The sequence below is a fragment of the Caballeronia sp. PC1 genome (assembly GCF_021353155.1).
In the GTDB taxonomy this organism is placed as follows: Bacteria; Pseudomonadota; Gammaproteobacteria; order Burkholderiales; family Burkholderiaceae; genus Caballeronia; species Caballeronia cordobensis.
Map to the genome: position 1 here is coordinate 3,040,142 of NZ_JAJUBH010000001.1, position 24,682 is coordinate 3,064,823.

General features: G+C 63.2%; 20 protein-coding genes and 1 riboswitch. Of the genes, 16 read left to right on the forward strand and 4 right to left on the reverse strand.

Going from position 1 to position 24,682, the window contains the following annotated elements; translation table 11 throughout:
- Positions 1-28 precede the first annotated feature (28 nt).
- The 5 genes from ugpB to ugpQ are packed head-to-tail and all read left to right on the forward strand — an operon-like array spanning position 29 to position 4,985.
- Positions 29-1,354 carry a sn-glycerol-3-phosphate ABC transporter substrate-binding protein UgpB gene (ugpB, locus tag LY284_RS14585; RefSeq protein WP_045451277.1) on the forward strand — a complete coding sequence of 442 codons (1,326 nt, stop codon included), beginning with the start codon at positions 29-31 and terminating at the stop codon, positions 1,352-1,354.
- 50 nt (positions 1,355-1,404) lie between these two features.
- Positions 1,405-2,289, forward strand: coding sequence for a sn-glycerol-3-phosphate ABC transporter permease UgpA (gene ugpA / locus LY284_RS14590; protein ID WP_014192446.1), 885 nt, complete (start codon positions 1,405-1,407; stop codon positions 2,287-2,289).
- Positions 2,286-3,131, forward strand: coding sequence for a sn-glycerol-3-phosphate ABC transporter permease UgpE (gene ugpE, locus LY284_RS14595; protein WP_014192445.1), 846 nt, complete (start codon positions 2,286-2,288; stop codon positions 3,129-3,131). The genes ugpA and ugpE overlap by 4 nt, the downstream gene beginning before the upstream one ends.
- A gap of 3 nt (positions 3,132-3,134) precedes the next feature.
- Positions 3,135-4,211 carry a sn-glycerol-3-phosphate import ATP-binding protein UgpC gene (locus LY284_RS14600; protein ID WP_045451272.1) on the forward strand — a complete coding sequence of 359 codons (1,077 nt, stop codon included), beginning with the start codon at positions 3,135-3,137 and terminating at the stop codon, positions 4,209-4,211.
- Between the two features lie 18 nt (positions 4,212-4,229).
- Positions 4,230-4,985, forward strand: coding sequence for a glycerophosphodiester phosphodiesterase (ugpQ, locus tag LY284_RS14605; protein ID WP_045451270.1), 756 nt, complete (start codon positions 4,230-4,232; stop codon positions 4,983-4,985).
- Between the two features lie 4 nt (positions 4,986-4,989).
- Here ugpQ and LY284_RS14615 read toward each other — a convergent pair whose 3' ends face one another.
- Both LY284_RS14615 and LY284_RS14620 read right to left on the reverse strand, forming a co-directional pair.
- Positions 4,990-5,367 (reverse strand): YqjD family protein, encoded by a 378-nt coding sequence (locus LY284_RS14615; RefSeq protein WP_045451267.1) that lies wholly within the window; start codon positions 5,365-5,367, stop codon positions 4,990-4,992.
- Between the two features lie 295 nt (positions 5,368-5,662).
- Entirely contained in the window at positions 5,663-6,388 is a 726-nt protein-coding gene (locus LY284_RS14620) for an OmpW family protein (protein ID WP_014192441.1), read from the reverse strand.
- A gap of 206 nt (positions 6,389-6,594) precedes the next feature.
- Between LY284_RS14620 and LY284_RS14625 the strand changes: the two genes are divergently transcribed.
- The 3 genes from LY284_RS14625 to LY284_RS14635 all read left to right on the forward strand — a co-directional run bounded on the left by LY284_RS14625 (position 6,595) and on the right by LY284_RS14635 (position 13,874).
- Entirely contained in the window at positions 6,595-7,302 is a 708-nt protein-coding gene (locus LY284_RS14625) for a transposase (RefSeq protein WP_045451263.1), read from the forward strand.
- Between the two features lie 322 nt (positions 7,303-7,624).
- The gene (locus tag LY284_RS14630; RefSeq protein WP_014192439.1) at positions 7,625-12,328 is read left to right on the forward strand and encodes a glutamate synthase-related protein; all 4,704 of its coding nucleotides are present in this window, start codon (positions 7,625-7,627) and stop codon (positions 12,326-12,328) included.
- A gap of 79 nt (positions 12,329-12,407) precedes the next feature.
- The gene (locus LY284_RS14635) at positions 12,408-13,874 is read left to right on the forward strand and encodes a glutamate synthase subunit beta (protein WP_045451261.1); all 1,467 of its coding nucleotides are present in this window, start codon (positions 12,408-12,410) and stop codon (positions 13,872-13,874) included.
- A gap of 64 nt (positions 13,875-13,938) precedes the next feature.
- On the opposite strand, the gene LY284_RS14640 is transcribed toward LY284_RS14635, so the two are convergent.
- On the reverse strand, positions 13,939-15,669 hold the full coding sequence (locus LY284_RS14640) for an ABC transporter ATP-binding protein/permease (RefSeq protein WP_233386871.1): 1,731 nt from the start codon (positions 15,667-15,669) through the stop codon (positions 13,939-13,941).
- Positions 15,670-15,868: 199 nt separating this feature from the next.
- Entirely contained in the window at positions 15,869-17,611 is a 1,743-nt protein-coding gene (locus LY284_RS14645) for an ABC transporter ATP-binding protein/permease (RefSeq protein ID WP_045452227.1), read from the reverse strand.
- A gap of 229 nt (positions 17,612-17,840) precedes the next feature.
- Positions 17,841-17,965, forward strand: a riboswitch (TPP riboswitch).
- A 179-nt stretch (positions 17,966-18,144) separates the two neighbouring features.
- Here LY284_RS14645 and LY284_RS14650 point away from each other — a divergent pair.
- The 8 genes from LY284_RS14650 to LY284_RS14685 all read left to right on the forward strand — a co-directional run bounded on the left by LY284_RS14650 (position 18,145) and on the right by LY284_RS14685 (position 24,662).
- On the forward strand, positions 18,145-19,287 hold the full coding sequence (locus LY284_RS14650; RefSeq protein ID WP_045451256.1) for an FAD-dependent oxidoreductase: 1,143 nt from the start codon (positions 18,145-18,147) through the stop codon (positions 19,285-19,287).
- Between the two features lie 16 nt (positions 19,288-19,303).
- Entirely contained in the window at positions 19,304-19,501 is a 198-nt protein-coding gene (gene thiS, locus LY284_RS14655; RefSeq protein ID WP_014192433.1) for a sulfur carrier protein ThiS, read from the forward strand.
- A gap of 23 nt (positions 19,502-19,524) precedes the next feature.
- Positions 19,525-20,331 carry a thiazole synthase gene (locus tag LY284_RS14660; protein WP_041730708.1) on the forward strand — a complete coding sequence of 269 codons (807 nt, stop codon included), beginning with the start codon at positions 19,525-19,527 and terminating at the stop codon, positions 20,329-20,331.
- Positions 20,328-21,413 carry a thiamine phosphate synthase gene (gene thiE / locus LY284_RS14665; protein WP_045451254.1) on the forward strand — a complete coding sequence of 362 codons (1,086 nt, stop codon included), beginning with the start codon at positions 20,328-20,330 and terminating at the stop codon, positions 21,411-21,413. Before LY284_RS14660 ends, thiE begins: the two co-directional genes overlap by 4 nt.
- A 97-nt stretch (positions 21,414-21,510) precedes the next feature.
- Positions 21,511-22,326, forward strand: coding sequence for an ABC transporter ATP-binding protein (locus LY284_RS14670; protein WP_045451251.1), 816 nt, complete (start codon positions 21,511-21,513; stop codon positions 22,324-22,326).
- Positions 22,323-23,090, forward strand: coding sequence for a lipid asymmetry maintenance ABC transporter permease subunit MlaE (mlaE, locus tag LY284_RS14675; protein ID WP_014192429.1), 768 nt, complete (start codon positions 22,323-22,325; stop codon positions 23,088-23,090). Before LY284_RS14670 ends, mlaE begins: the two co-directional genes overlap by 4 nt.
- Before the next feature lie 94 nt (positions 23,091-23,184).
- Entirely contained in the window at positions 23,185-23,760 is a 576-nt protein-coding gene (gene mlaD / locus LY284_RS14680; protein WP_045451248.1) for an outer membrane lipid asymmetry maintenance protein MlaD, read from the forward strand.
- A gap of 11 nt (positions 23,761-23,771) precedes the next feature.
- Complete coding sequence (locus LY284_RS14685; protein ID WP_045451245.1) at positions 23,772-24,662, forward strand: VacJ family lipoprotein; 891 nt, start codon at positions 23,772-23,774, stop codon at positions 24,660-24,662.
- Positions 24,663-24,682 lie beyond the last annotated feature (20 nt).

The window sequence follows — 24,682 nt, forward strand, 5'->3', positions numbered from 1 at the left end:
CGCGAATCGTCTAAAAGGAGACTCATCGATGAGCCGCAAGCCCTTGTTCCACTCGATCCCGGCGGCCGCCGTTCTCATGTTCGGCGCGGCCACCGCCGCGCACGCCGCGACGGAAATCCAGTTCTGGCACGCGATGGAAGCCGCGCTCGGCGAGCGCGTGAACGACATCGCCACCGACTTCAACAAGTCCCAGAGCGATTACAAGATCGTTCCCGTGTTCAAGGGCACGTATGACCAGACGCTCGCGGCGGGCATCGCGGCCTATCGCAGCGGCAATGCGCCCGCGATCCTGCAGGTCTACGAAGTCGGCACCGCGACGATGATGCAGGCGAAAAAGGCCGTCATTCCCGTCTCCGATGTCTTCAAGCAGGCGGGCGTGACGCTCGACGAAAAGGCGTTCGTGCCGACCATCGCCGGCTATTACAGCGACGCGAAGACCGGCCATCTCATCTCGATGCCGTTCAATAGCTCGACACCCGTTCTCTACTATAACAAGGACGCGTTCAAGAAGGCCGGTCTCGATCCCAACCAGCCGCCGAAGACCTGGGCCGACGTCGAAGCCGACGCGAAGAAGCTGAAGGCCGCGGGTTACTCGTGCGGTTATTCGTCGGGATGGCAAAGCTGGATTCAGCTCGAAAACTACAGCGCGTGGCATGCCGCGCCGTTCGCAACGAAGAACAACGGCTTCGATGGCCTCGACGCCAAGCTCGAGTTCAACAAGCCGCTGCAGGTCGCGCACATCACGTTCCTGCAGAAGATGGCGAAGGAAGGCAACTTCACATACGTAGGCCGCAAGGACGAGCCGGTGTCGAAGTTCTATAGCGGCGACTGCGGAATCATCACGAACTCGTCGGGCTCGCGTGCGACCATCGCCAAATACGCCAAGTTCGATTACGGTGTCGGCATGATGCCTTACGACGCGAACGTGAAGGGCGCGCCGCAGAACGCGATCATCGGCGGCGCGAGCCTTTGGGTGTTGTCGGGCAAGGATCCGGCCGTCTACAAGGGCGTCGCGAAGTTCCTCGCGTATCTGGCAACGCCGGAAGTCGCCGCGAAATGGCATCAGGACACGGGTTATCTGCCGGTCACGCAGGCCGCGTATGAACTGACGCAGAAGCAGGGCTTCTACGACAAGAATCCGGGCGCGGACATCGCCATCAAGCAGATGATGAACAAGCCGCCGCTGCCGTACACGAAGGGCCTGCGCCTCGGCAACATGCCGCAGATCCGCACCATCGTCGATGAAGAGCTCGAACAGGTCTGGGCGGAAAAGAAGACGCCGCAGCAAGCGCTTGATGCATCGGTGCAGCGCGGCGACGAACTTCTGCGCCGCTTCGAGAAGACCGGCAACTAACACGCGCGCGCCCGCGTTTGCCGCGCGGGCGCCGGTTAAGGATCTAGCGCATGGAAAAACGCTCTCGTTTCGATACGAGCGTCTTGCCGTATCTGCTCGTCGCGCCGCAACTCGCGATCACGGCGCTGTTCTTTCTGTGGCCCGCGGGCGAGGCGCTCTGGCAGGCCACGCAGAGCCAGGATGCGTTCGGCACGTCGAGCGAATTCGTCGGGTTGGCGAACTTCAAACAGCTTTTCGCCGATCCGCTGTATCTGTCGTCGTTCAACACGACGATGATCTTCTGCGCGCTCGTCACCGTGTCGGGGCTCGTGATCTCGCTGCTGCTCGCCGCGTGTGCCGATCGCGTGACGCGCGGGGCGAAGGCGTATCAGACGCTGCTCATCTGGCCGTATGCGGTCGCGCCTGCGATCGCGGCCGTGCTGTGGTCGTTTCTGTTCAATCCGAGCATCGGGCTCGTGACTTACGCGCTCGCGAAGCAGGGCGTTGTCTGGAATCACGCGCTCAACGGCACGCAGGCGATGTTTCTCGTCGTGCTCGCCTCCGTCTGGAAGCAGGTTAGCTACAACTTCCTGTTCTTCTACGCGGGGCTTCAGGCGATCCCGCAATCGCTGATCGAAGCGGCCGCCATCGACGGCGCCGGCCCCGTGCGGCGCTTCTTCGGCATTGCGTTGCCGCTCCTGTCGCCGACGTCTTTCTTTTTGCTCGTCGTGAATCTCGTCTACGCGTTCTTCGATACCTTCCCGGTCATCGATGCCGCGACCGGCGGCGGTCCCGCGCAATCGACCAAGACGCTCATCTACAAGATTTTCGCGGAAGGTTTCCAGGGGCTCGACATCGGCAGTTCGGGCGCGCAGTCCGTCGTGCTCATGGCGATCGTCGTCGGGCTGACGATCGTGCAGTTCCGTTTCGTCGAACGCAGGGTGCAATACTCATGATCGAAAACCGCCGCGGCTTCGATATCTTCTGTCATGCGGTGCTGCTGCTGGGCGTCGCGCTGATCGTGTTTCCCGTGTACGTCGCGTTTTGCGCGGCCTCGATGAACTCGAAGGAAGTATTCAGCGTGCCGCTTTCGCTCGTGCCGAGCTCGCATCTCTTCGAGAACATCGCGCATATCTGGACGCGAGGCAGCGGCAATGCGGCGGCGCCGTTCGGCCTCATGCTGATGAACAGCCTCGTGATGGCGCTCGTGATCTCGATCGGCAAGATCACGGTGTCGATCATCTCCGCGTACGCTATCGTCTTCTTCCGCTTTCCGATGAAGAACCTCGCGTTCTGGCTCATCTTCATCACGCTGATGCTGCCGGTCGAAGTGCGTATCTTCCCGACGGTCGAAGTCGTTTCGTCGATGCATCTGTCGAACACGTATGCCGGGTTGACGCTGCCCTTGATCGCCTCCGCGACCGCCACGTTTCTCTTCCGGCAGTTCTTCATGACGTTGCCCGACGAATTGATGGAAGCGGCGCGCATCGACGGCGCGGGGCCGCTGCGCTTTTTCTGGGACGTCGTGCTGCCGCTTTCGAAGACGAACATTGCGGCGCTTTTCGTCATCACCTTCATCTACGGCTGGAATCAGTATCTCTGGCCGATCCTCATCACCAATCAGGTGTCGCTGCAAACGGCGGTGGTCGGCATCAAGAGCATGATCGCGTCGGGCGATACCGCGACGGAATGGCATTACGTGATGGCCGCGACGCTGCTCGCGATGCTGCCGCCGCTTGCCGTCGTACTGACGATGCAGCGCTGGTTCGTGCGCGGCCTCGTCGATTCCGAGAAATAACACATGGCTGCGTTGAATCTGAAAGGCGTCAAGAAAACGTACGACGGCACGAACTACGTGCTGCACGGCATCGATGTGGCGATCGAAGACGGCGAGTTCGTCGTGATGGTCGGCCCTTCGGGCTGCGGCAAGTCCACGCTGCTGCGCATGGTCGCGGGTCTAGAGTCCGTGTCCGACGGCGCCATCGAAATCGGCGGCAAGGTCGTGAACAAACTGGAGCCGAAGGATCGCGACATCGCGATGGTGTTTCAGAACTACGCGCTCTATCCGCACATGAGTGTCGCGCAGAACATGGCGTACGCGCTCAGAATCGGCGGTTTCGAGAAGAAGATCATCGAGGAACGGGTGACGAACGCCGCGCGCATCCTCGAACTCGAACATCTGCTTGCACGCAAGCCGCGCGAGTTGTCGGGCGGCCAGCGCCAGCGCGTCGCGATGGGCCGCGCGATCGTGCGCGAGCCCGCGGTGTTCCTGTTCGACGAGCCGCTTTCGAATCTCGACGCCAAGCTGCGCGTGCAGATGCGCCTCGAAATTCAGCGCCTGCATGCGCGTCTCGCGACGACGAGCCTGTACGTCACGCACGATCAGATCGAAGCGATGACGCTGGCGCAGCGCGTCATCGTCATGAACAAAGGGCATGCCGAGCAGATCGGCGCGCCGACCGAAGTGTACGAGCGTCCGGCGACGGTGTTCGTCGCGAGTTTCATCGGTTCGCCCGCCATGAATCTGCTCGAAGGGCGCGTGTCGGAAGATGGCTCGGCTTTCGTCGTCGCGGGCGATGGGCCTTCGCTGCCCCTATCCGGCGTCAGCAGCGCATTGCACGGGCGCGAGTGGATCATCGGCATTCGCCCGGAACATATGACGCCAGGCGCGGATGCCGCGGCAAGCGTCACGCTCGATGTCGATTCGGCGGAACTGCTCGGCGCGGACAATCTCGCGCACGGCAAGTGGGGCAAGCACGATGTGGCGGCGCGCTTGCCGCACGAGCACCGGCCGCAGCGCGGCGAGCGCCTGAGCGTGTCATTGCCTGCGCGGCATCTGCATTTCTTCGATCCGTCCACCGGCCTGCGCGCGAACTAAAGCAAAGGAGTCGATGCGATGAGAACCTGGCCTTATCCCGCAATCGTCGCGCATCGCGGCGGCGGCAAGCTCGCGCCCGAGAACACGCTCGAAGCCATCGACGTGGGCGCGCGTTTCGGCCACACGATGATCGAGTTCGACGCGAAGCTCTCCGCCGACGACGTCGTCTTCCTGTTGCACGACGACGCGGTGGATCGCACGTCGAACGGCCGCGGCGCGGCGAAGGCGCTGACCTACGCGCAGTTGTGCGCGCTCGACGCGGGCTCGTGGTTCGGTGCGGAATTCGCGAATGCGCGCATGCCGACGCTCGCCGAAGTCCATGAGCGGTGCATGCAGCATGGGCTTGCGGCGAACATCGAGATCAAGCCGAGTCAGGGTCGCGACGTGGAAACGGGCGTGCTTGTAGCGCGCGAGGCGGCGCGCCTGTGGGCGGATGCCGAAACCGCGCCGCTGTTGTCGTCGTTTTCGTATGCGGCGCTCGAAGCCGCGCGCGATATCGCGCCGACGCTGCCGCGCGGCATGCTTTACGAACGCGTTCCCGAGAACTGGCGCGCGCAGACGGCGGCGCTGGCGTGCGTGTCGCTGCACGCGAGCCATCGCGCGCTCGATGAAGCGCTCGTCGCGCAAATCAAGGATGCGGGCTTGCGTATCCTCGCCTACACGGTGAACGATCCGGCGCGCGCGCGTCTGCTCGCGCAGTGGGGCGTCGATGCAATCTGCACGGATCGCATCGACATCATCGGCGCGGACTTTCTGGATGCGCCGCCGGGCTGAAACGTCAGCGCACGCGCGCGAGCAGCACGCCCGCGACGAGCGCCAGCCCGCCGACGAGCACGATCGTCTGCCAGGGCCTTTCGTGGATGTAGGCGTCGGCGTCTTCGAACACGGCGCCCGCGCGCTGGCGCAGCGCGGCATGCGTGTCGTTCAGTCGTGCGCGCGCGCTGTCGAGGCGTTCGCCGATTTGCGCGCGTAGCGCGGCGGCATCGGCCGATGTTCCTTCGGCCAGCGTGCTCTCGAGTTCGCTCAGGAGCGTACGGAGTTCGGTGCCGATATCCTCGGCTGCTTCACGGCCATGACGCGCCATGCGGCGCGCGCGGCGGCTCGTCGTGCTCCATGAATCTCCGATGGCGTCTCGCGTATTAGGCAGTGCGTTCATAGATCGCTCCGTCGATGGATGAATCGTGGATGGCCCGCACAATGACGGCGGGGAAACTCATCATGCAGCAAATTCGATGCCGACGCTTCGTCATTGCACAATGCCTTATGAGCGCGAACGTGGCGCGCCGTTTCAGATATTGGCACGTAAGAACTGCAAGCTATTTCTTCCCGTGACGGTCACATTTACAAGGCGCGAATACAAAGCGCCGGCATGAATGAATCATGCCGGCGCTTTCTTTCTTTTCGCGCTGGCAACGAATAATCGACGCTAGTTGCCCGCGAAGAATTTCAATTTAGAAGCGATAGCCTACGCGCAAATACGTGACGATCGGGTTGAGCGTGATTTTCGCTTGCGACTGGACATTCAGCGTGCCGACGGGCGTTTGCGCCTGCGTGTTCAACTTCGCCGTGGCCTTCAACGGAATGAACGACACGGAGAAACCGGCGAACCAGTGTTCTGTGAAATTGTACGTCGCGCCGACATTAAACACGGGCGCCCACGAACTATCCGTGTCGACGGTGGTCGGACCATGCAGGACCGAGCCTTCGAACTGCTGGTTCGTGATTTGCGCGTCGGTGAACCAGGTGCGCGTCACGCCAATACCAACGTACGGACGGAACTTCGCCTGAGGAGCATTGAAGAAGTATTTGAACAGCAGCGTCGGGCTCCATTGCTTCGCGCTGCCGAGCGTGCCGAACCGCTCGAGGTTGCCGGTGCCCTTCAGGTCGAAGGTGGGCGGAATGCCCATCTCGAGTTCCGCGGCGATGTGATCGGTGGCGAAGTAACCTACGGTGAAGCCGGCGGTATCAGCGCTGGAAATGCCGGCGCCCGTGCCGGGAACATCGATATTGACCGGAGATCCGCCTACACTTGTTTCTTTGAGCGGACCGCTGCTGTCTTGCGGGGCAAAGTGAAACCAGCCTCCAGTTACGTAGATGGACCCAGCAGATTGCGCATGTGCCGCCGTTGACACACACGCTAATGCCGCGATCCCCGTGATGACTTGTTTTATTTTCAATTTGTGCTCCTCCGAAAAAGCACGCTCATTATGAACACAACATTTCACATTAACCATAGCGGTGCCGTAGAGCATTTTCCCTAGGGCAAAGAGCGGCTTTGGGGCCTCGTTGCACGGCGCTTGCATGTGTTTCGTCCATGCCGCCGCAACGGCTCCGAGAGGCCCCCGAATGGGGTAACACAAACGCGATCAACGGAAAATCCAGAATGGCACGGCTTGCACGACTCTACGTTCCCGAACAGCCGCAGCATGTCATCCTGCGTGGTCTCGACCAGCAACCCGCCTTCGTCGACGACCAGGACTACGAGCTCTTCATCGACTGCTTGAGGACTGCTTCACGTGATCACCACCTCTCCATCCACGCCTATGCGCTGATGCCGCAAGCGGTGCATCTGCTCGTCACGCCACGCGACGAAGCCAGCCTGCCCAAAGCGATGCAGGCGGTCGGGCGTCGCTACGTCGCGCACTTCAATCGCCGATACATGCGGCGCGGCACGCTCTGGGAAGGGCGCTACCGTGCCACGGTCATCGAAGGCGAGCGTTACTTTCTGCTCGCCACGCGCGTCGTCGAAATGGCGCCGGTGCGCGCGCAACTCGTCGCGGTGCCGCAGGACTACAAGTGGTCCAGCTTCCGTCATCATGTCGGGCTCGCGCTCGACGGCCTCATCACCGACCATCCTCTTTTCTGGTCGCTCGGGAACACGCCGTTCGAACGCCAGCATGCCTACAAGGAGTTGTGCGAACAGCCGCTCGACGAGCGCGAGGCCAACCGTCTCCTGCAAGCGACACTCAAAGGCTGGGTGCTCGGCAGCGACGCCTATCGCGAATGGGCGTCGCACGCGGCCAATCGCAGGGTGTCGCCGCTGCCGCGCGGCCGCCCGCGCAAAATTCGCGAAACCCCACAGCCTCAATAGAGGTCTGGGCGGCAAGGCTGCGTCAACAAACGAAACGGCGTCTCGGATTTTGACCGGGCGCCGTTTCTTTTTTACGAAGATTGATGCGTCCCCGTTTAATTGAGACTATTTTGCACCATAACGATAATTAGCGCCAGATCCTCAAGTTTTATTTCCATCTTTTTGATTCGTCGCGTATATTTCGATCTCCGGCAATTGCCGCGGTGCAGCGTGCCGCGCACGACCGTGCTTCGTGACACATCAAGTTGAAAGAATCCGTCGCGGGCAACAAGAAAATGGTTCAACGGCCGAGTTGGCCCCTCACAGTAGAGACGGTGTCCCCATGAACGATCATCAGCAGCCGGTAGCCGGTTCGCTTCCCGCCGCGCAGGGCATGTACGACCCTGCGAACGAACACGACGCGTGCGGCGTCGGCTTCGTCGCCCATATCAAGGGGAAAAAGAGCCACGAGATCATTCAGCAGGGTCTCAAGATTCTGGAGAATCTCGACCACCGCGGCGCGGTCGGCGCCGATCCGCTGATGGGCGACGGCGCCGGCATCCTGATTCAGGTGCCGGACGGCTTCTATCGCGAAGAAATGGCCAAGCAGGGCGTGACGTTACCGCCGGCTGGCGAATACGGCGTCGGCATGATCTTCCTGCCGAAGGAACACGCGTCGCGTCTCGCGTGCGAGCAGGAGCTGGAGCGCACGGTAAAGGCCGAAGGCCAGGTCGTGCTCGGCTGGCGCGATGTGCCCGTCGATTCGAACATGCCCATTTCGCCGACCGTGAAGGCGAGCGAGCCGCTGATCCGCCAGATTTTCATCGGGCGCGGCAAGGACATCGTCGTGACGGACGCGCTGGAGCGCAAGCTGTACATCATCCGCAAGACGGCGAGCCACCGCATTCAGGCGCTCAAGCTCAAGCACGGCAAGGAATACTTCGTGCCGTCGATGTCCTCGCGCACGGTCGTCTACAAGGGTCTGCTGCTGGCGGGTCAGGTCGGCGTGTATTACCGCGATCTGCAGGACGAGCGCGTCGTCTCCGCGCTCGCGCTCGTGCACCAGCGCTTCTCGACCAACACGTTCCCGGCGTGGGAGCTCGCGCACCCGTACCGCATGATCGCGCACAACGGTGAAATCAACACTGTGAAGGGCAACGTCAACTGGCTGAACGCGCGTACTGGCGCGATCGCCTCCTACGTGCTCGGCGACGATCTGCCGAAGCTCTGGCCGCTGATCTACCCGGGCCAGTCGGACACGGCGTCGTTCGACAACTGTCTCGAACTCCTCGTGATGGCCGGCTACCCGCTCGTCCACGCGATGATGATGATGATCCCGGAAGCGTGGGAGCAGCACACGCTGATGGACGACAACCGCCGCGCGTTCTACGAATACCACGCCGCGATGATGGAGCCGTGGGACGGCCCCGCCGCGATCGCGTTCACGGACGGCCGCCAGATCGGCGCGACGCTCGACCGTAACGGCCTGCGTCCGGCGCGCTATCTCGTCACCGACGACGATCTCGTGATCCTCGCATCGGAATCCGGCGTGCTGCCGATTCCCGAATCGAAGATCGTGCAGAAGTGGCGTCTGCAGCCGGGCAAGATGTTCCTGATCGACATGGAGCAGGGCCGCATCATCCAGGACAAGGAACTGAAGGACAACCTGTCCAACGCCAAGCCGTACAAGAGCTGGATCGAAGCCGTGCGCATCAAGCTCGACGAGATCGAGCCGAAGGCGGAAGACGTCGAAACGCAGCGTCGCGAAGCCGCCGCGCTGCTCGACCGTCAGCAGGCGTTCGGCTATACGCAGGAAGACCTCAAGTTCCTGATGGCGCCGATGGCGCAATCGGGCGAAGAGGCCGTCGGCTCGATGGGCAACGACTCGCCGCTCGCGGTCATGTCCAACAAGAACAAGACGCTCTACAACTACTTCAAGCAGTTGTTCGCGCAAGTGACGAACCCGCCGATCGATCCGATCCGCGAGAACCTCGTCATGTCGCTCGTCTCGTTCATCGGCCCGAAGCCGAACCTGCTCGACACGACCAACATCAACCCGACGATGCGCCTCGAAGTGTCGCAGCCCGTGCTCGACTTCAAGGACATCGCGAAGATCCGCGCGATCGATCAGTACACGGGCGGCAAGTTCAGCTCCTATGAACTGAACATCGTCTATCCGGCTTCGTGGGGCAAGGAAGGCATCGAGGCGCGCATCGCGTCGCTGTGCGCGGAAGCCGTCGATGCGGTCAAGTCGGGCTACAACATCCTGATCGTGTCGGACCGCAAGGCGGACCGCGACAACGTCGCGATTCCGGCGCTGCTCGCCACGTCCGCGATTCACTCGCATCTCGTGCAGCACGGCCTGCGCACGAGCACGGGTCTCGTCGTGGAAACGGGCTCGGCGCGCGAGACGCATCACTTCGCGCTGCTCGCGGGTTACGGCGCGGAAGCCGTTCACCCGTACCTCGCGCTCGAAACGCTCGCCAACATGGCCGAAGGCTTGAAGGGCGATCTCTCGGCTGACAAGGTCATCTACAACTTCACAAAGGCGGTCGGCAAGGGCCTCTTGAAGGTCATGTCGAAGATGGGCATTTCGACATACATGTCCTACACCGGCGCGCAGATTTTCGAAGCGGTCGGCCTGTCGTCGGAACTCGTGGAGAAGTATTTCAAGGGCACGGCGTCGAAGGTCGGCGGCATCGGCATCTTCGAAGTGGCGGAAGAAGCGATTCGCCTGCATCGCGATGCGTTCGGCGACAACCCGGTCCTCGCGAACATGCTCGACGCGGGCGGCGAATACGCGTACCGCGTGCGCGGCGAAGAACACATGTGGACGCCGGATGCGATCGCCAAGCTGCAACACTCGGCGCGCAGCAATTCGTATCAGACGTACAAGGAATACGCGCACATCATCAACGACCAGACGAAGCGTCACATGACGTTCCGCGGCCTGTTCGAGTTCAAGGTTGCGCCGACCAAGGCGATTCCGCTCGACGAAGTGGAATCGGCGAAGGAAATCGTCAAGCGCTTTGCGACCGGCGCGATGTCGCTCGGCTCGATTTCGACCGAAGCGCACGCCACGCTGGCCGTCGCGATGAACCGCATCGGCGGCAAGTCGAACACGGGCGAAGGCGGCGAGGACGAAACGCGTTACCGCAACGAACTGCGCGGTATTCCGATCAAGAACGGCGACACGCTGCAATCGATCATCGGCAAGGAAGTCGTGACCGACATTCCGCTGAAAGAGGGCGATTCGCTGCGCTCGAAGATCAAGCAGGTCGCGTCCGGCCGTTTCGGCGTGACGGCGGAGTATCTGTCGTCGGCGGATCAGATCCAGATCAAGATGGCGCAGGGCGCGAAGCCGGGCGAAGGCGGTCAGTTGCCGGGCCACAAGGTGTCGGATTACATCGGCAAGCTGCGTTATTCGGTGCCGGGCGTCGGTCTCATTTCGCCGCCGCCGCACCACGACATCTATTCGATCGAAGATCTGGCGCAGCTCATTCACGATCTGAAGAACGTGAATTCGTCGTCGAGCATTTCGGTGAAGCTGGTGTCGGAAGTGGGTGTCGGCACGGTGGCCGCCGGTGTCGCGAAGGCGAAGGCGGATCACGTCGTGATCGCGGGTCATGACGGCGGCACGGGCGCGTCGCCCCTCTCGTCGCTCAAGCACGCGGGCACGCCGTGGGAACTGGGTCTGGCCGAAACGCAGCAGACGCTCGTGCTCAACCGCCTGCGCGGCCGTATCCGCGTGCAGGCCGACGGTCAGATGAAGACCGGCCGCGATGTCGTGATCGGCGCGCTGCTCGGCGCGGACGAGTTCGGTTTCGCGACCGCGCCGCTCGTCGTCGAAGGCTGCATCATGATGCGCAAGTGCCATCTGAACACGTGCCCGGTCGGCGTCGCGACGCAAGATCCGGTGCTGCGCGCGAAGTTCTCCGGCCAGCCGGAACACGTCGTCAACTTCTTCTTCTTCGTTGCGGAAGAAGTGCGCGAAATCATGGCGCAGTTCGGCATCCGCAAGTTCGACGATCTGATCGGCCGCGTCGATCTGCTCGACATGAAGAAGGGCATCGAGCACTGGAAGGCGAAGGGTCTCGACTTCTCGCGCATCTTCTATCAGGTGCCGGTGGCCGAAGACGTCGCGCGCAAACATGTGGATGTGCAGGACCACGGTCTCGATAAGGCGCTCGATCACGTGCTGATCGAGAAGTCGAAGGCGGCGATCGAGAAGGGCGAGCATGTGTCGTTCATTCAGCCGGTGCGCAACGTGAACCGCACGGTCGGCGCGATGCTGTCCGGCCTGATCGCGAAGAAGCACGGCCACGACGGTCTGCCCGACGACTCGATCCACATCCAGTTGAAGGGCACGGCGGGTCAGAGCTTCGGCGCGTTCCTCGCGAAGGGCGTGACGCTCGATCTCGTCGGCGACGGCAACGACTACGTCGGCAAGGGCCTCTCGGGCGGGCGCATCATCATTCGCCCGACCAACGACTTCCGCGGCAAGTCCGAGGAAAACATCATCTGCGGCAACACGGTGATGTACGGCGCGATCGAAGGCGAATCGTACTTCCGCGGCGTCGCGGGCGAGCGCTTCTGCGTGCGCAACTCGGGCGCGACGGCGGTCGTCGAAGGCACGGGCGATCACGGCTGCGAATACATGACGGGCGGCACGGTGGTCGTGCTCGGCGAGACGGGCCGCAACTTCGCGGCGGGCATGTCGGGCGGTATCGCGTTCGTGTACGACCCGGACGGCGCATTCGCGGGCAAGTGCAACAAGTCGATGGTCGCGCTCGATCCGGTTCTGCAACAGGCGGAACAGGAACGCACGGTGGACCGCGCGCTGTGGCACGCCGGCAAGACGGACGAAGCGCTGTTGAAGGGCCTCGTCGAGCGTCACTTCCAGTTCACCGGCTCGCCGCGCGCGAAGTCGCTGCTCGAAAACTGGGATTCGGCGCGCCGTCAGTTCGTCAAGGTGTTCCCGACCGAGTACAAGCGCGCGCTCACGGAGATGGGCGCGAAGAAGTCCAAGGACGCCATCGCGGCTTAAAGCCGGGTTTAAAAGATAGAAGGCCTTCCCGATGCGAGCGCATCGGGAAGCGAGTCCCTCACTGTACATAGAGAAAGAAATGGGCAAGGCAACCGGTTTTCTCGAGTTCGAACGCCGCCACGAGGCGTACGAAGCACCGCTGACCCGCGTCAAGCATTACAAGGAATTCGTCGCCGCGCTGACCGATGAAGACGCGAAGGTTCAAGGCGCGCGCTGCATGGACTGCGGCATTCCGTTCTGCAACAACGGCTGCCCGGTCAACAACATCATTCCGGACTTCAACGATCTCGTGTTCCAGCAGGACTGGAAGAGCGCGATCAACGTGCTGCACTCGACCAACAACTTCCCCGAGTTCACGGGCCGCATCTGCCCGGCGCCGTGCGAAGCGGCGTGCACGCTCGGCATCAACGACGATCCGGTGGGCATCAAGTCGATCGAGCACGCGATCATCGACAAGGCGTTCGCGGAAGGTTGGGTCGTACCGCAGCCGCCGAAGCACAAGACGGGCAAGAAAGTGGCCGTCGTCGGTTCGGGGCCGGCTGGCCTGGCCGCCGCGCAACAACTCGGGCGTGCGGGTCATGAAGTCGTCGTGTTCGAGAAGAACGATCGCATCGGCGGTCTGCTGCGCTACGGCATCCCCGATTTCAAGCTGGAGAAGTGGCTGATCGATCGCCGCATGCGCCAGATGGAAGCGGAAGGCGTGTCGTTCCGCACCAACGTGTTCATCGGCCGCGATGCGCTGCCGGAATACATCGCCAACACGGCGAAGGAAACCATTACGCCGGAAGAGCTGAAGGAACAGTTCGATGCGGTCGTGATCGCGGGCGGTTCGGAAACGCCGCGCGATCTGCCGGTGCCGGGGCGCGAGCTCGAAGGCATCTATTACGCGATGGAATTCCTGCCGCAGCAGAACAAGGTCAACGCGGGCGACAAGCTCACGGATCAACTGCTGGCGAAGGGCAAGCATGTCGTCGTGATCGGCGGCGGCGATACAGGTTCGGATTGCGTCGGCACGTCGAACCGGCATGGCGCGAAGGGTGTGACGCAGTTCGAGCTGCTCTCGCAGCCGCCCGAGGAAGAGAACAAGCCGCTCGTGTGGCCGTACTGGCCGATCAAGCTGCGCACGTCGTCGTCGCACGAGGAAGGTTGCGAGCGCGACTGGTCGGTCGCGACGAAGCGCTTCGAAGGCAAGAACGGCAAGGTTGAAAAGCTGATCGCGGTGCGCGTCGAGTGGAAGGGCGGCAAGATGGTCGAAGTGCCGAACTCCGAATTCGAAATGAAGGCCGATCTCGTGCTGCTCGCGATGGGCTTCACGCAGCCGGTGTCGCCGGTGCTGGACGCGTTCGGCGTCGAAAAGGATGCGCGCGGCAACGTGCGTGCCGCGACCGAAGGCGACAAGGCGTATTACACGTCGGTGGACAAGGTGTTCACGGCGGGCGATATGCGCCGCGGACAATCGCTCGTGGTGTGGGCGATTCGCGAAGGGCGGCAGTGCGCTCGGTCGGTGGATGCGTATTTGATGGGGTCTAGCGAGTTGCCGCGGTAAGGGGCGGCGCTAAGAAAAGGGCGGATGACTGCGAGGTCATCCGCCCTTTTTGTTTGCGTGAGGCTCACGCTTTCTCCATCTCGCCCACCCCAATCTCCAGCCGCCGATCATGAAACCGCGCGACCGCTTCCCGATGCGCGACGCTCACGATCGCCGCATTGGGCAGCCGTTCGACGATCGTCGTGTAGATGTGTTGTTCGTTCGCGGGGTCGAGCGCGCTGGTCGATTCGTCGAGGAACAGGAAATCCGGCTTGTGCAGCAGCACGCGCGCAGCCGCGAGCCTTTGCTGCTCGCCCGGCGACGGGCAGCGCGCCCAATGCGCGTTTTCACCCAGCCGATCCACATACGCGTCGAGATGACACAGCCGCAGCACGTCGCGCGCTCCGTTGTCGCTGAACGCGCCTTCGGCCGACGGGTAGCACAACGCCGCGCGCAAACTACCGATCGGCAGATAGCTCGTCTGCGGGACGAACATCATCTTCGCGTCGGCGGGAATATCGACGGTACCGCCGCCGAACGGCCATAAGCCTGCCAGCGCGCGCATCAGCGTGCTCTTGCCCGAGCCCGATGGTCCCGTGATCAGCCAGCGCGAGCCCGGTTCGACCGACCCATCCGGAACGCGCGAAAGCAGCGCGCCGGTCGGACGCGCGAGCGTCACGCCGTGTGTCGAGAGCGCGAGCGCCTTCGTCTGATTCAAGGTGATGCCGCCGCGCTGCATCGAATGACGGTGCGCCGCGCTCATCACACTCTGGAAGTCTCGCAGACGATTGATCGTCGCGCGCCATTCGATCAGCGCGCCATAACTGTTGATGAACCACGAGAACGAATCGCTGGCCGTGCCGAACGCGCCCGTGATCTTCATCAGCATGCCGAACGTGAATGCACCGGCGAAATAATGCGGCGTCGCCACGACGAACGGAAAGACGACCGCGACCTGCGCGTAGAAACTCGTCGAGAAAGTGAGGCGCTTGGTGAACTTCATGATGAGCCACCAGTTATCGCGAATGCTGTGGAAGGTCTGCCGCGCGTGTCCCGTCTCCGGTGCGCCGCCGTTGTAGAACGCAATCTGCTCGGCGTTCTCGCGCACGCGAATCAGCCCGAAGCGAAAGTCCGCCTCGACCTTCTGCTGCCGGTAATTGAGGCCCACGAGCGGACGTCCGACCCGCTGGATCAGAAGCGAGCCCGCCTGCGCGTAAATCGCCGCCGCCCACACGAGATAGCCCGGAACGACGAGCGGCTTGCCGAACACGGTGATCGTCAGCGCGCCCGCCAGCGTCCAGAGAATCGTGACGAAGGAAATCAGCGTGACGAGCGTCGAGAGCAAATCGAGCGAGAGCGAAAGCGTCGAATCCGTGAACGATTGGAGATCGTCGCTGATGCGCTGGTCCGGGTTGTCGATCAGTTGGTCGCGCTCGATCCGGTAGAACGCGCGGTCCCCGAACCATTGCTCCAGATACCGGTTCGTGAGCCATTGCCGCCAGCGGAACTGCAGCATTTGCCGCAAATACCGTCCGTAGACGCCGAGCACGATGCTGCAAAAAGCGAGTGCGGAAAAGCTCAGGAGCAGATGCGGAAAGTCGTGGACGTTCTTGTTCTGCAACGCATCGTAGAACCTGCCGTTCCAGTCGTTCAGCCAGACGTTGAGATAAACGATCGTCAGATTGATGACGATGATCGTGACGAGCAGCGCCCACGCGACATGCTTCTCTTCGGACACCCAATAAGGCTTGATGAGTTGCCACGCCGAGAGCTTGACGTGCTCTCTTTCATTGCTTCCGGGTTCGATACGGTTCATGAATTCTTCGGATGGTGCGTCGCGCGCGGGTGCCCGGCGCTCGGGAAACGCGCATCATCTTCGAATTCAGCGAGCTTGCTGACAGGTAATTGGCAAAATTGTCGGCAAATCTGACAAGTTCCTTTGCAGCATGCAAAAAGAAAAGCGGGCCACGCATGGCCCGCTCCTGATTTCTGCCTGCGCCGCCAGCGCGGACGCTTCAAGCCTCCGCCATCGCCCGCTCGATCTCGATCTTGTAGTCATGGAACATCGCCACGGATTCGCGATGCGCCACGCTCAGGATCGCCGCCTTCGGCAGTCGCTCGACGAGCGTGTTGTAGATGTGCAGTTCGTTCTCGGCATCGAGCGCGCTGGTCGCTTCATCGAGGAACACGAAATCCGGCTTGTGCAGCAGCACGCGCGCGGCGGCAAGCCTTTGCTGCTCGCCTGGCGAAAGACTGCGCGCCCAATGCGCGTTTTCTTCCAGCCGGTCCGCATACCCTTCGAGATTGCACAGACGCAACACTTCGCGCGATTCGTCGTCGCTGAACGTGCCGCCCGGCGACGGATACGACAGCGCCGCGCGCAGCGTGCCGATCGGCAGATAGCTCATTTGCGGAATGAACATCATCTTCGCGTCGACGGGCGCGTCGATCGATCCGTCGCCGAACGGCCACAGGCCCGCGAGCGCGCGCATCAGCGTGCTCTTGCCCGATCCCGACGGCCCGACTACCAGCCAGCGCGATCCCGGCTCGATCGATACGTTCGCCACACGCGAGAGCGGCGTGCCGTTCGGCAGCGCGAGCATGAGTCCGTTGGTCGTGAGCGAAGGCGTGCTCGTGTAATGCAGATTGATGCCGCCGTGTTCCGTCGCCGGCGACGTTTCCTCGCGGATATGCGTGGAGCGCATTACGCGCTTGAATTCGCGCAGACGATTCACCGTGGCGCGCCATTCGACCAGTGTCGAATAACTGTTGATGAACCAGGAAAACGAATCGCTGACCGTGCCGAACGCCGACGAAATCTGCATCAGCACGCCAAAGGAGAACGCGCCCGCGAAGTAGCGCGGCGCCGCGACCATGATCGGAAAGATGATCGCGATCTGCCCGTAGAAGCTCAGCACGAAGGTCATGCGCTTCGTGTACTTCATGATCATCCACCAGTTGTCGCGGATGCGCTGGAAGATGGTCTTCGCGTTGGCGGTTTCGGTCGAGATGCCGTCGTAGAAGGCGATCTGCTCGGCGTTCTCGCGCACGCGGATCAGGCCGAAGCGGAAATCCGCCTCCACCTTCTGTTGCTGATAATTGATCGACACGAGCGGATGGCCGACCTTCTGGATGATGAGCGAGCCGAGAATCGCATAGAGCGCGGCGGCCCACACCATATAGCCCGGAATGGTGATCGGCGTGCCGCCGAGCGAAAACGTCAGCGCGCCCGCGATGGTCCAGAGAATCGTGATGAAGGTGACGAGCGTGACGAGCGTCGAAAGCAGGTCGAGGGACAGCGAAAGCGTCGTCGTGGCGAAGGATTGCAGGTCGTCGGAAATACGCTGGTCGGGGTTGTCGGCGAGGCGGTCGCGCTCGATCCGGTAGAACGCCTTGTCGCCGAGCCATTGCTCCAGAAAGCGGTTGGTGAGCCACTGCCGCCAGCGGAACGCGAGCATCTGGCGCAAATATCGGCCGTACACCGCGAGCAGGATGTACGCGAACGCGAGGCCGGTGAAGATCAGCAGCAGATGCGGAAAATCCTTGACGTTCTTGTTTTGCAGCGCGTTGTAGAAGTCGGCGTTCCAGCTGTTGAGCCGCACGTTGATCCACACGACCGTCATGTTGATGGCGATGATCGCGACGAGCAGGCCCCACGCGACGCCTCGCTCCTCCGAAATCCAATAGGGCTTGATGAGGCTCCACGCGGAGACTTCGTCGGCCTTCTGCTGCGTGTTTTCGATTTGAGTGTTGGTCATGAGCTTCCTGCTGATGCGCATCGAGGCGCCCGATTTTTACGTTCGCGGCCGAATGGGACGGCCCATTCCGGCTCGGCAAATTGTTCCGGGATTCTCTTAACGCCCGCTTAATTTCACGCGATGGTTCGGCGAACCGTGTTCGCGGCATTGTGCCAGAGTGCCGCGGGGCACGATAAAAGGCGGGCAATCCCGGTTTGCAGCGGGTTCGGCTTTCATGTTTTAATGATCCTCGACGAAACAGGGGTGCTTCGCGTGCATCGGCGGCCAATATGGCGGTCAGCGCGGCGAGGCTGAGAGAGACCCTTTGCACCCGATCCGGGTAATACCGGCGAGGGAAGTTTCCGGAAATCGCGCACCGTTCGCGCCATTTCTTCCGTCTCTTTCAGTCCTCCCTTTGCGCCCGGCGCGTGCCGAATCACGCCGAGCCGCTTTCTCCGCTGATTTCGTCCTTGTGATGTGGCGCCATGTCCGCACGGTCGAGATCGCGAACGCCGTCTCCTCTTGCCGCACCGGCGCACTAAGGAGACATCGAATTGAACAGGATCGAACAGGGCGCCGCCGCGCGCCGGCCGGAATTCGCCGTCGTGGGCGGCGGGCTCGTCGGGCGGCTCGTCGCCTGGCAGCTCGCGGGCGCGGGGCATGACGTCGCGCTCTACGAACGCGGCGACGCGGCTGGCACGCAGTCGGCGGCGTGGGTCGCCGCCGCGATGCTCGCGCCGCTCGCGGAGGCGGCGAGCGCGGAGCCGCTCGTCGTCGGGCTCGGGGCGGCGTCGCTGGAACGCTGGCCGAAGCTCATCGCGCAATTGCCCGAGCCGGTGTTCTTTCAGCGCAACGGCACGCTCGTCGTCTGGCACGGCGCCGATCGCGCCGAGGCGCCGCTTTTCGAGCGCCGGTTGCGCGCCAATTCGCCGCCCGCTCTGCTCGACGGCGGTTTCATCAAGCTCGCGGGCGCGCAGCTCGCGCAAGCCGAGCCTGCGCTCGGAACGCGTTTTCCGCAAGGCTGGATGTTGCCGAATGAGGGACAGCTCGACAATCGTCAGGCGCTCGCCGCGCTCGCGGCCGGGCTTGCCGCGCGCGGCGTGCGCACGCACTGGAATACGGCCGTCGATGCCATGCCGGACGCGCGCTGGATCATCGATTGCCGGGGGCTCGGCGGCAAGCCCGCGTGGCCCGCGCTGCGCGGCATTCGCGGTGAAGTCGCGCGTGTGCACGCGCCGGGTATCGGGTTGTCGCGGCCTGTGCGGCTGCTGCATCCGCGCTATCCGCTCTATATCGCGCCCAAGGAGAACGATGTGTATGTGATCGGCGCGACGGAGGTCGAAGGCGAAGACATGTCGCCGGTGACGGTGCGTTCCGCGCTCGAACTGCTGAGCGCGGCGTTCGCCGTGCATCCGGGTTTCGGCGAGGCGCGCATTCTCGAGCTGAATGCGCACTGCCGGCCGACCTTGCCCGATCATCGCCCGGCCATTGTCTGGGACGGGGCGCGGACCTTGCGCGTGAACGGCCTGTACCGGCACGGTTTCATGATCGCGCCGGAAGTCGCGGATAGCGCGTGTCACCTGGCGCAGGCGCTCAATTCCGGCGAGGTTGCCGACCACGACGCCTTCACGGCATTTCGAGACGCCGCGCGCTGGCCCGAACTGCTTCACGACGAAACGGCCGTCGCCGCGCTCTAGCACTCAGGAAAGCACCATGAACATCCATATCAATCAGCGCGTTTTCGATTTGCCCGATGCGACCACCGTCACCGAGGCGCTCGCCGCGTTCGGCGCGAAGCCGCCGTTCGCCGTCGCGTTGAACGGCCAGTTCGTCGCGCGCGGCGAGCATGCCACGAAAACGCTCGCGTCCGGCGACAAGCTCGATGTCGTGTCGCCCGTTGCGGGCGGCTGAATCACGAACCGAAGGATCGAACCATGACCATTCCAACCGCCGACCTGCTCACGCTTTACGGCGAAGCGTTTCCGAGCCGCGTGCTGCTCGGCACGTCGCGTTATCCGTCGCTGCAATCGCTGTCCGACTCCATCGACGCCGCGCGGCCAGGCATGGTGACGGTCGCGCTGCGCCGCCAGTCGGAGACGGGCGAAGCCGGCTTCTTCGACGTGCTCAAGCGCCACGGCGTCGCGCTCTTGCCGAATACGGCGGGTTGCCAGAGCGTCGATGAAGTGCTGACCACCGCTCACATGGCGCGCGAAGTGTTCGAGACGCCGTGGATCAAGCTCGAACTGATCGGCGACGACTACACGCTGCAACCCGACCCCATCGGGCTCGTCGAAGCGGCGGGCAAGCTGATCCGCGACGGCTTCAAAGTGCTGCCGTACTGCACGGAAGATCTCGTGATCGGCCGGCGTCTGCTCGATGCCGGTTGCGAGGCGCTGATGCCGTGGGGCGCGCCGATCGGCACCGGCAAAGGCGTGACGAATCCGTACGGCTTGCGCACGCTGCGCGAGCGGCTGCCGGACGTGCCGCTGATCGTCGATGCGGGTCTCGGCGTGCCGTCGCACGCGTGTCAGGTGATGGAATGGGGCTTCGACGGCGTGCTGCTCAATACGGCCGTATCGCAGGCGACGTTTCCGCCGCAGATGGCGCGCGCCTTCGCGCTCGGCGTCGAAGCGGGGCGCATGGCGTTCCTCGCCGGACCGATGGCAGAGCGCGACAGCGCGCAGGCGAGCACGCCGGTCGTCGGCATGCCGTTCTGGCATCAGGACGGAGGCGCGGCATGAGCATGCTGAATCGCGAAGTGTTCTGGCCGCCCGCCGATGAACTGACCGAAGTCGCCGAACGGATTCGCGCGCGCCTGGGCGCGTGGCCCGCGGCGGAAACGCGCTGGCGCGTTTGCCTGACCGCGCCGGAAGCGCCGTCGGCGACCGATCTGATCGTTTTCACCGAAGCGCATGACGCCGATACGGCGCGTCTCGCGAAAAGCGGCGCGGCGGTGCTGGACGCGCACGGCGGGCGCGTGACGCTGCGCCGCGGCGGCGAAATTTTCGCGCTGGAGGGCGAATGGTCGGATGATTGGCTGGCTGCGCTCGCCGCGTTCCTCGACTGCAACTTCGAGCCGCACGACGCGCTCACGCTGGCGCTCGCCTGGCGCGCGGGCGATGAGAACAAGGCCGACGCGTGGCCCGTCGATTTCGCGACGTTCCCGCGCGTGGCCGATCTGCCCGCGGCGCTCGAAGGACGTTTCCCCGTGTGCCCGGACCGGCTCGGGCTGTATCCGGTGCTGCCGAGCGCCGAATGGGTCGAACGCGTGCTCGATCTCGGCGTGTGTACCGCGCAATTGCGCCGCAAGACCGCCGATGCCGCCGACCTGCAACGCGAAATCGCACGCTCGGTCGAAGCGGGGCGGCGACACGACGCGCAGTTGTTCATCAACGATCACTGGCGCGAGGCGATCGCCGCGGGCGCTTACGGCGTGCATCTCGGTCAGGAAGACGTGCAGACGGCCGATCTGGCCGCGATCGCGAAGGCCGGTCTGCGGCTCGGCCTGTCGACGCACGGCTACTTCGAAATGCTGCGCGCGCTGCATTTCAGGCCGAGCTATCTCGCGCTCGGCGCTGTCTATCCGACCACGACGAAAGTCATGCCGACCAAGCCGCAAGGCCTTGAGCGGCTCGCCCGTTACGTGCAACTGCTGTCGGGCCGCGTGCCGCTCGTCGCGATCGGAGGAATCGACGCCAAAGTCATGCCCGACGTGCTCGCGACGGGTGTCGGCAGCGCGGCGGTCGTGCGCGCGGTGACCGAAGCGCCGGACACGGCCTCGGCGGTTTCCTCGTTGCGACAGATGTTTGCATGTCAACGGTGAAAATTCCGAAATGTAAGGGAGCGCAGGCTTAGGCAAAGCACCGATTGCGCGCAGGCCCTATAATTCGCGGTCTTGCGTCAACGGAATCTCTTACCCAGTGCCTGCTTCCTCCGAGACTCTGCTGGAGCTACGCGACGTCGATTTCGGCTACGGCGACCGGCTCGTTCTGTCGAATCTGAACATGCGTTTCACGCGTGGGCGGGTCGTCGCGGTCATGGGCGGCTCCGGCTGCGGCAAAACCACGACCTTGCGCCTCGTCGGCGGCCTCGTGAAAGCGAGCCGCGGTCAGGTGCTGTTCGGCGCAAAGGACGTCGGCGCGCAAACGCGCGAAGGCCTGTACGCGCTGCGCCGCAAGATGGGCATGCTGTTCCAGTTCGGCGCGCTCTTCACGGACCAGACCGTGTTCGAAAACGTGGCTTTTCCGCTGCGTGAACATACGGACCTGCCGGAAGCGCTGATCCGCGATCTCGTGCTGATGAAGCTCAATGCCGTCGGTCTGCGCGGTGCGCGCGATCTCGCGCCGTCGGAAATTTCGGGCGGCATGGCGCGCCGTGTGGCGCTCGCACGCGCCATCGCACTCGATCCCGAACTCATGATGTACGACGAGCCGTTCGCCGGCCTCGATCCCATTTCGCTCGGCATCACGGCGCAGCTCATCCGCACGATCAACGACGCGCTCGGCGCCACCTCCATTCTCGTTACGCACGACGTGCCCGAATCGTTCGCGATCGCGGATTACGTGTACTTCATCGCGAATGGCGGCATTCACGCCGAAGGCACGCCCGCGCAACTGCGCGCATCGGAAGACCCGACCGTGCGGCAGTTCATCGACGGCACGCCGGACGGCCCCTTCAAGTTTCACTACGCGAGCACGCCGCTCGCCGCGGATTTCGGCATCGGAGGGCAGGCATGATCAGCGCGCTCGGACGCTGGGTGCTCGACGGTTTCGGCACCGCAGGCTACGCGACGCGCATGTTCCTGCGCCTCGTGTTCGAATTTTTTTCGCTGTTGCGCCGCCCGCGCCTCGTCACGAAACAGATCCATTTCGTCGGCAACTATTCGCTCGTCATCATCGCGGTGTCGGGTCTGTTCGTCGGGTTCGTGCTTGGGCTTCAGGGCTATTACACGCTGAGCCGCTATGGTTCCGAACAGGCGCTCGGCCTGCTCGTCGCGCTCTCGCTCGTGCGCGAACTCGGCCCGGTGGTCACGGCGCTGCTTTTCGCCGGTCGCGCGGGCACTTCGCTGACAGCCGAAATCGGCCTCATGAAAGCGGGCGAGCAGCTCACCGCAATGGAAATGATGGCGGTCGATCCGCTGAAAGTCGTCGTCGCGCCGCGCATGTGGGCGGGCATCGTCGCCATGCCGGTGCTGGCCGCCATTTTCAGCGCGGTCGGCATCGTCGGCGGCTATGTCGTCGGTGTGATCCTGATCGGCGTCGATCCGGGCGCGTTCTGGTCGCAGATGCAAGGCGGCGTGGACGTGTGGCGCGATGTCGGCAACGGCGTCATCAAGAGTATCGTGTTCGGCTTCGCGGTGACGTTCATCGCGTTGTTCCAGGGCTATGAGGCGAGGCCGACGCCGGAAGGCGTGTCGCGCGCGACGACCAAAACCGTCGTCTACGCGTCGCTCGCCGTGCTCGGGCTCGATTTCCTGCTGACCGCACTGATGTTCAGCTAATGGACCGCGCGTCAAGCGCCAGGTAACGGCGCGGCGTGGTGAGCGGCACAGACCGCCACGCGCCATCTGCGCAAAGATTCTCTTTGGGAAGACGATGAAAAAGACTGCTCTCGACTTTTGGGTCGGCCTCTTCGTGGTGCTCGGTTTCGTGGCGCTGCTGTTTCTCGCGCTGAAGGCGGGCAATATGAGCTCGCTGTCGTTCCAGAAAACCTACGCGGTGAAACTCAAGTTCGACAACATCGGCGGGCTGAAGGCGCGTGCGCCGGTGAAGAGCGCGGGCGTGACCGTGGGGCGCGTCGGCGGCATCGGCTTCGATTCGAATACGTATCAGGCCGTCGTGACGATCGATATCGATCAGGAGTATCAGTTTCCGAAAGATTCGTCCGCGAAGATCCTGACTTCGGGTCTGCTTGGCGAGCAGTACATCGGTCTTGAGCCGGGCGGCGACGATCAGATGCTCAAGAACGGCGACACCATCACGATGACGCAATCGGCCGTGGTGCTCGAAAACCTGATTGGCCAGTTCCTCTACAACAAGGCGGCGGATTCGGGCGCGTCGAAGTCGTCGTCGGCGCCGGCAACGCCTGCCGCACCGGCGCCCGCGTTTCCGGGCGCGGCGAGCGCGATGGGCGCTGCGGGCGCTGCGGGCGCTTCGGGCGCGGCTCAATAAGGAGAAGACACATGCAGGCGATCGGGATTCGGCGTGCAGTCCTCATGGCGAGCGTCGTTGCGCTCGCCGGTTGCGCGACGGTGACGACGCCCACCAAGGGCGACCCGTTCGAGAGCTACAACCGGACGATGTTCACGATCAACGACAAGGTTGATCAGTACGCGTTGAAGCCGGTGGCGCAGGGTTACGTGTGGGCCGTGCCGGAGCCGGTGCGCAACAGCGTGACCAACTTCTTCTCGAATATCGGCGACGTGTACATCGCCGCGAACAATCTGCTGCAGTTGAAGATTGCGGACGGCGTGTCGGACATCATGCGCGTCGCGATCAATACGCTATTCGGCGTCGGCGGCCTGTTCGACGTCGCAACGGTCGCGAAGCTGCCAAAGCACGCCGGCGATTTTGGCCTGACGCTCGGCCACTATGGCGTGCCGTCCGGTCCGTACCTCGTGCTGCCGCTGCTTGGGCCGAGCACGGTACGCGATTCCTCGGGTCTCGTCGTCGATTATTTCGGCAACCCGCTGACTTACGTGAGTCCGGATTCTGTGAGCTGGGCGCTGTATGGCGTGAATCTTATTAACGTGCGCGCGAATCTTCTGGGCGCAACCGATGTGCTTTCCGACGCCGCGCTCGACAAATATTCGTTCGTGCGCAATGCGTATTTGCAACGCCGTCAATATCTGATCAGCGGCGGCGATGACAACGCGCCGGATTACGGCGAAGCGCCGCTGCCGAATTACGGCGACGCGGACGGCGCGGCGACACCGGAAGGCGCATCCGCGACGGCTCCGGTGGCGCCAGCTTCAGGCGCTGCGGCGCCCGCGCCGGCGAGCGGATCGGGCCATACGGTGCCGGGCAATCAGTACGTTCCGCCATCGGGATTCCCTTCATTCCGCTTGCGTTGAGCGGGTTTTTCCTAACGCGC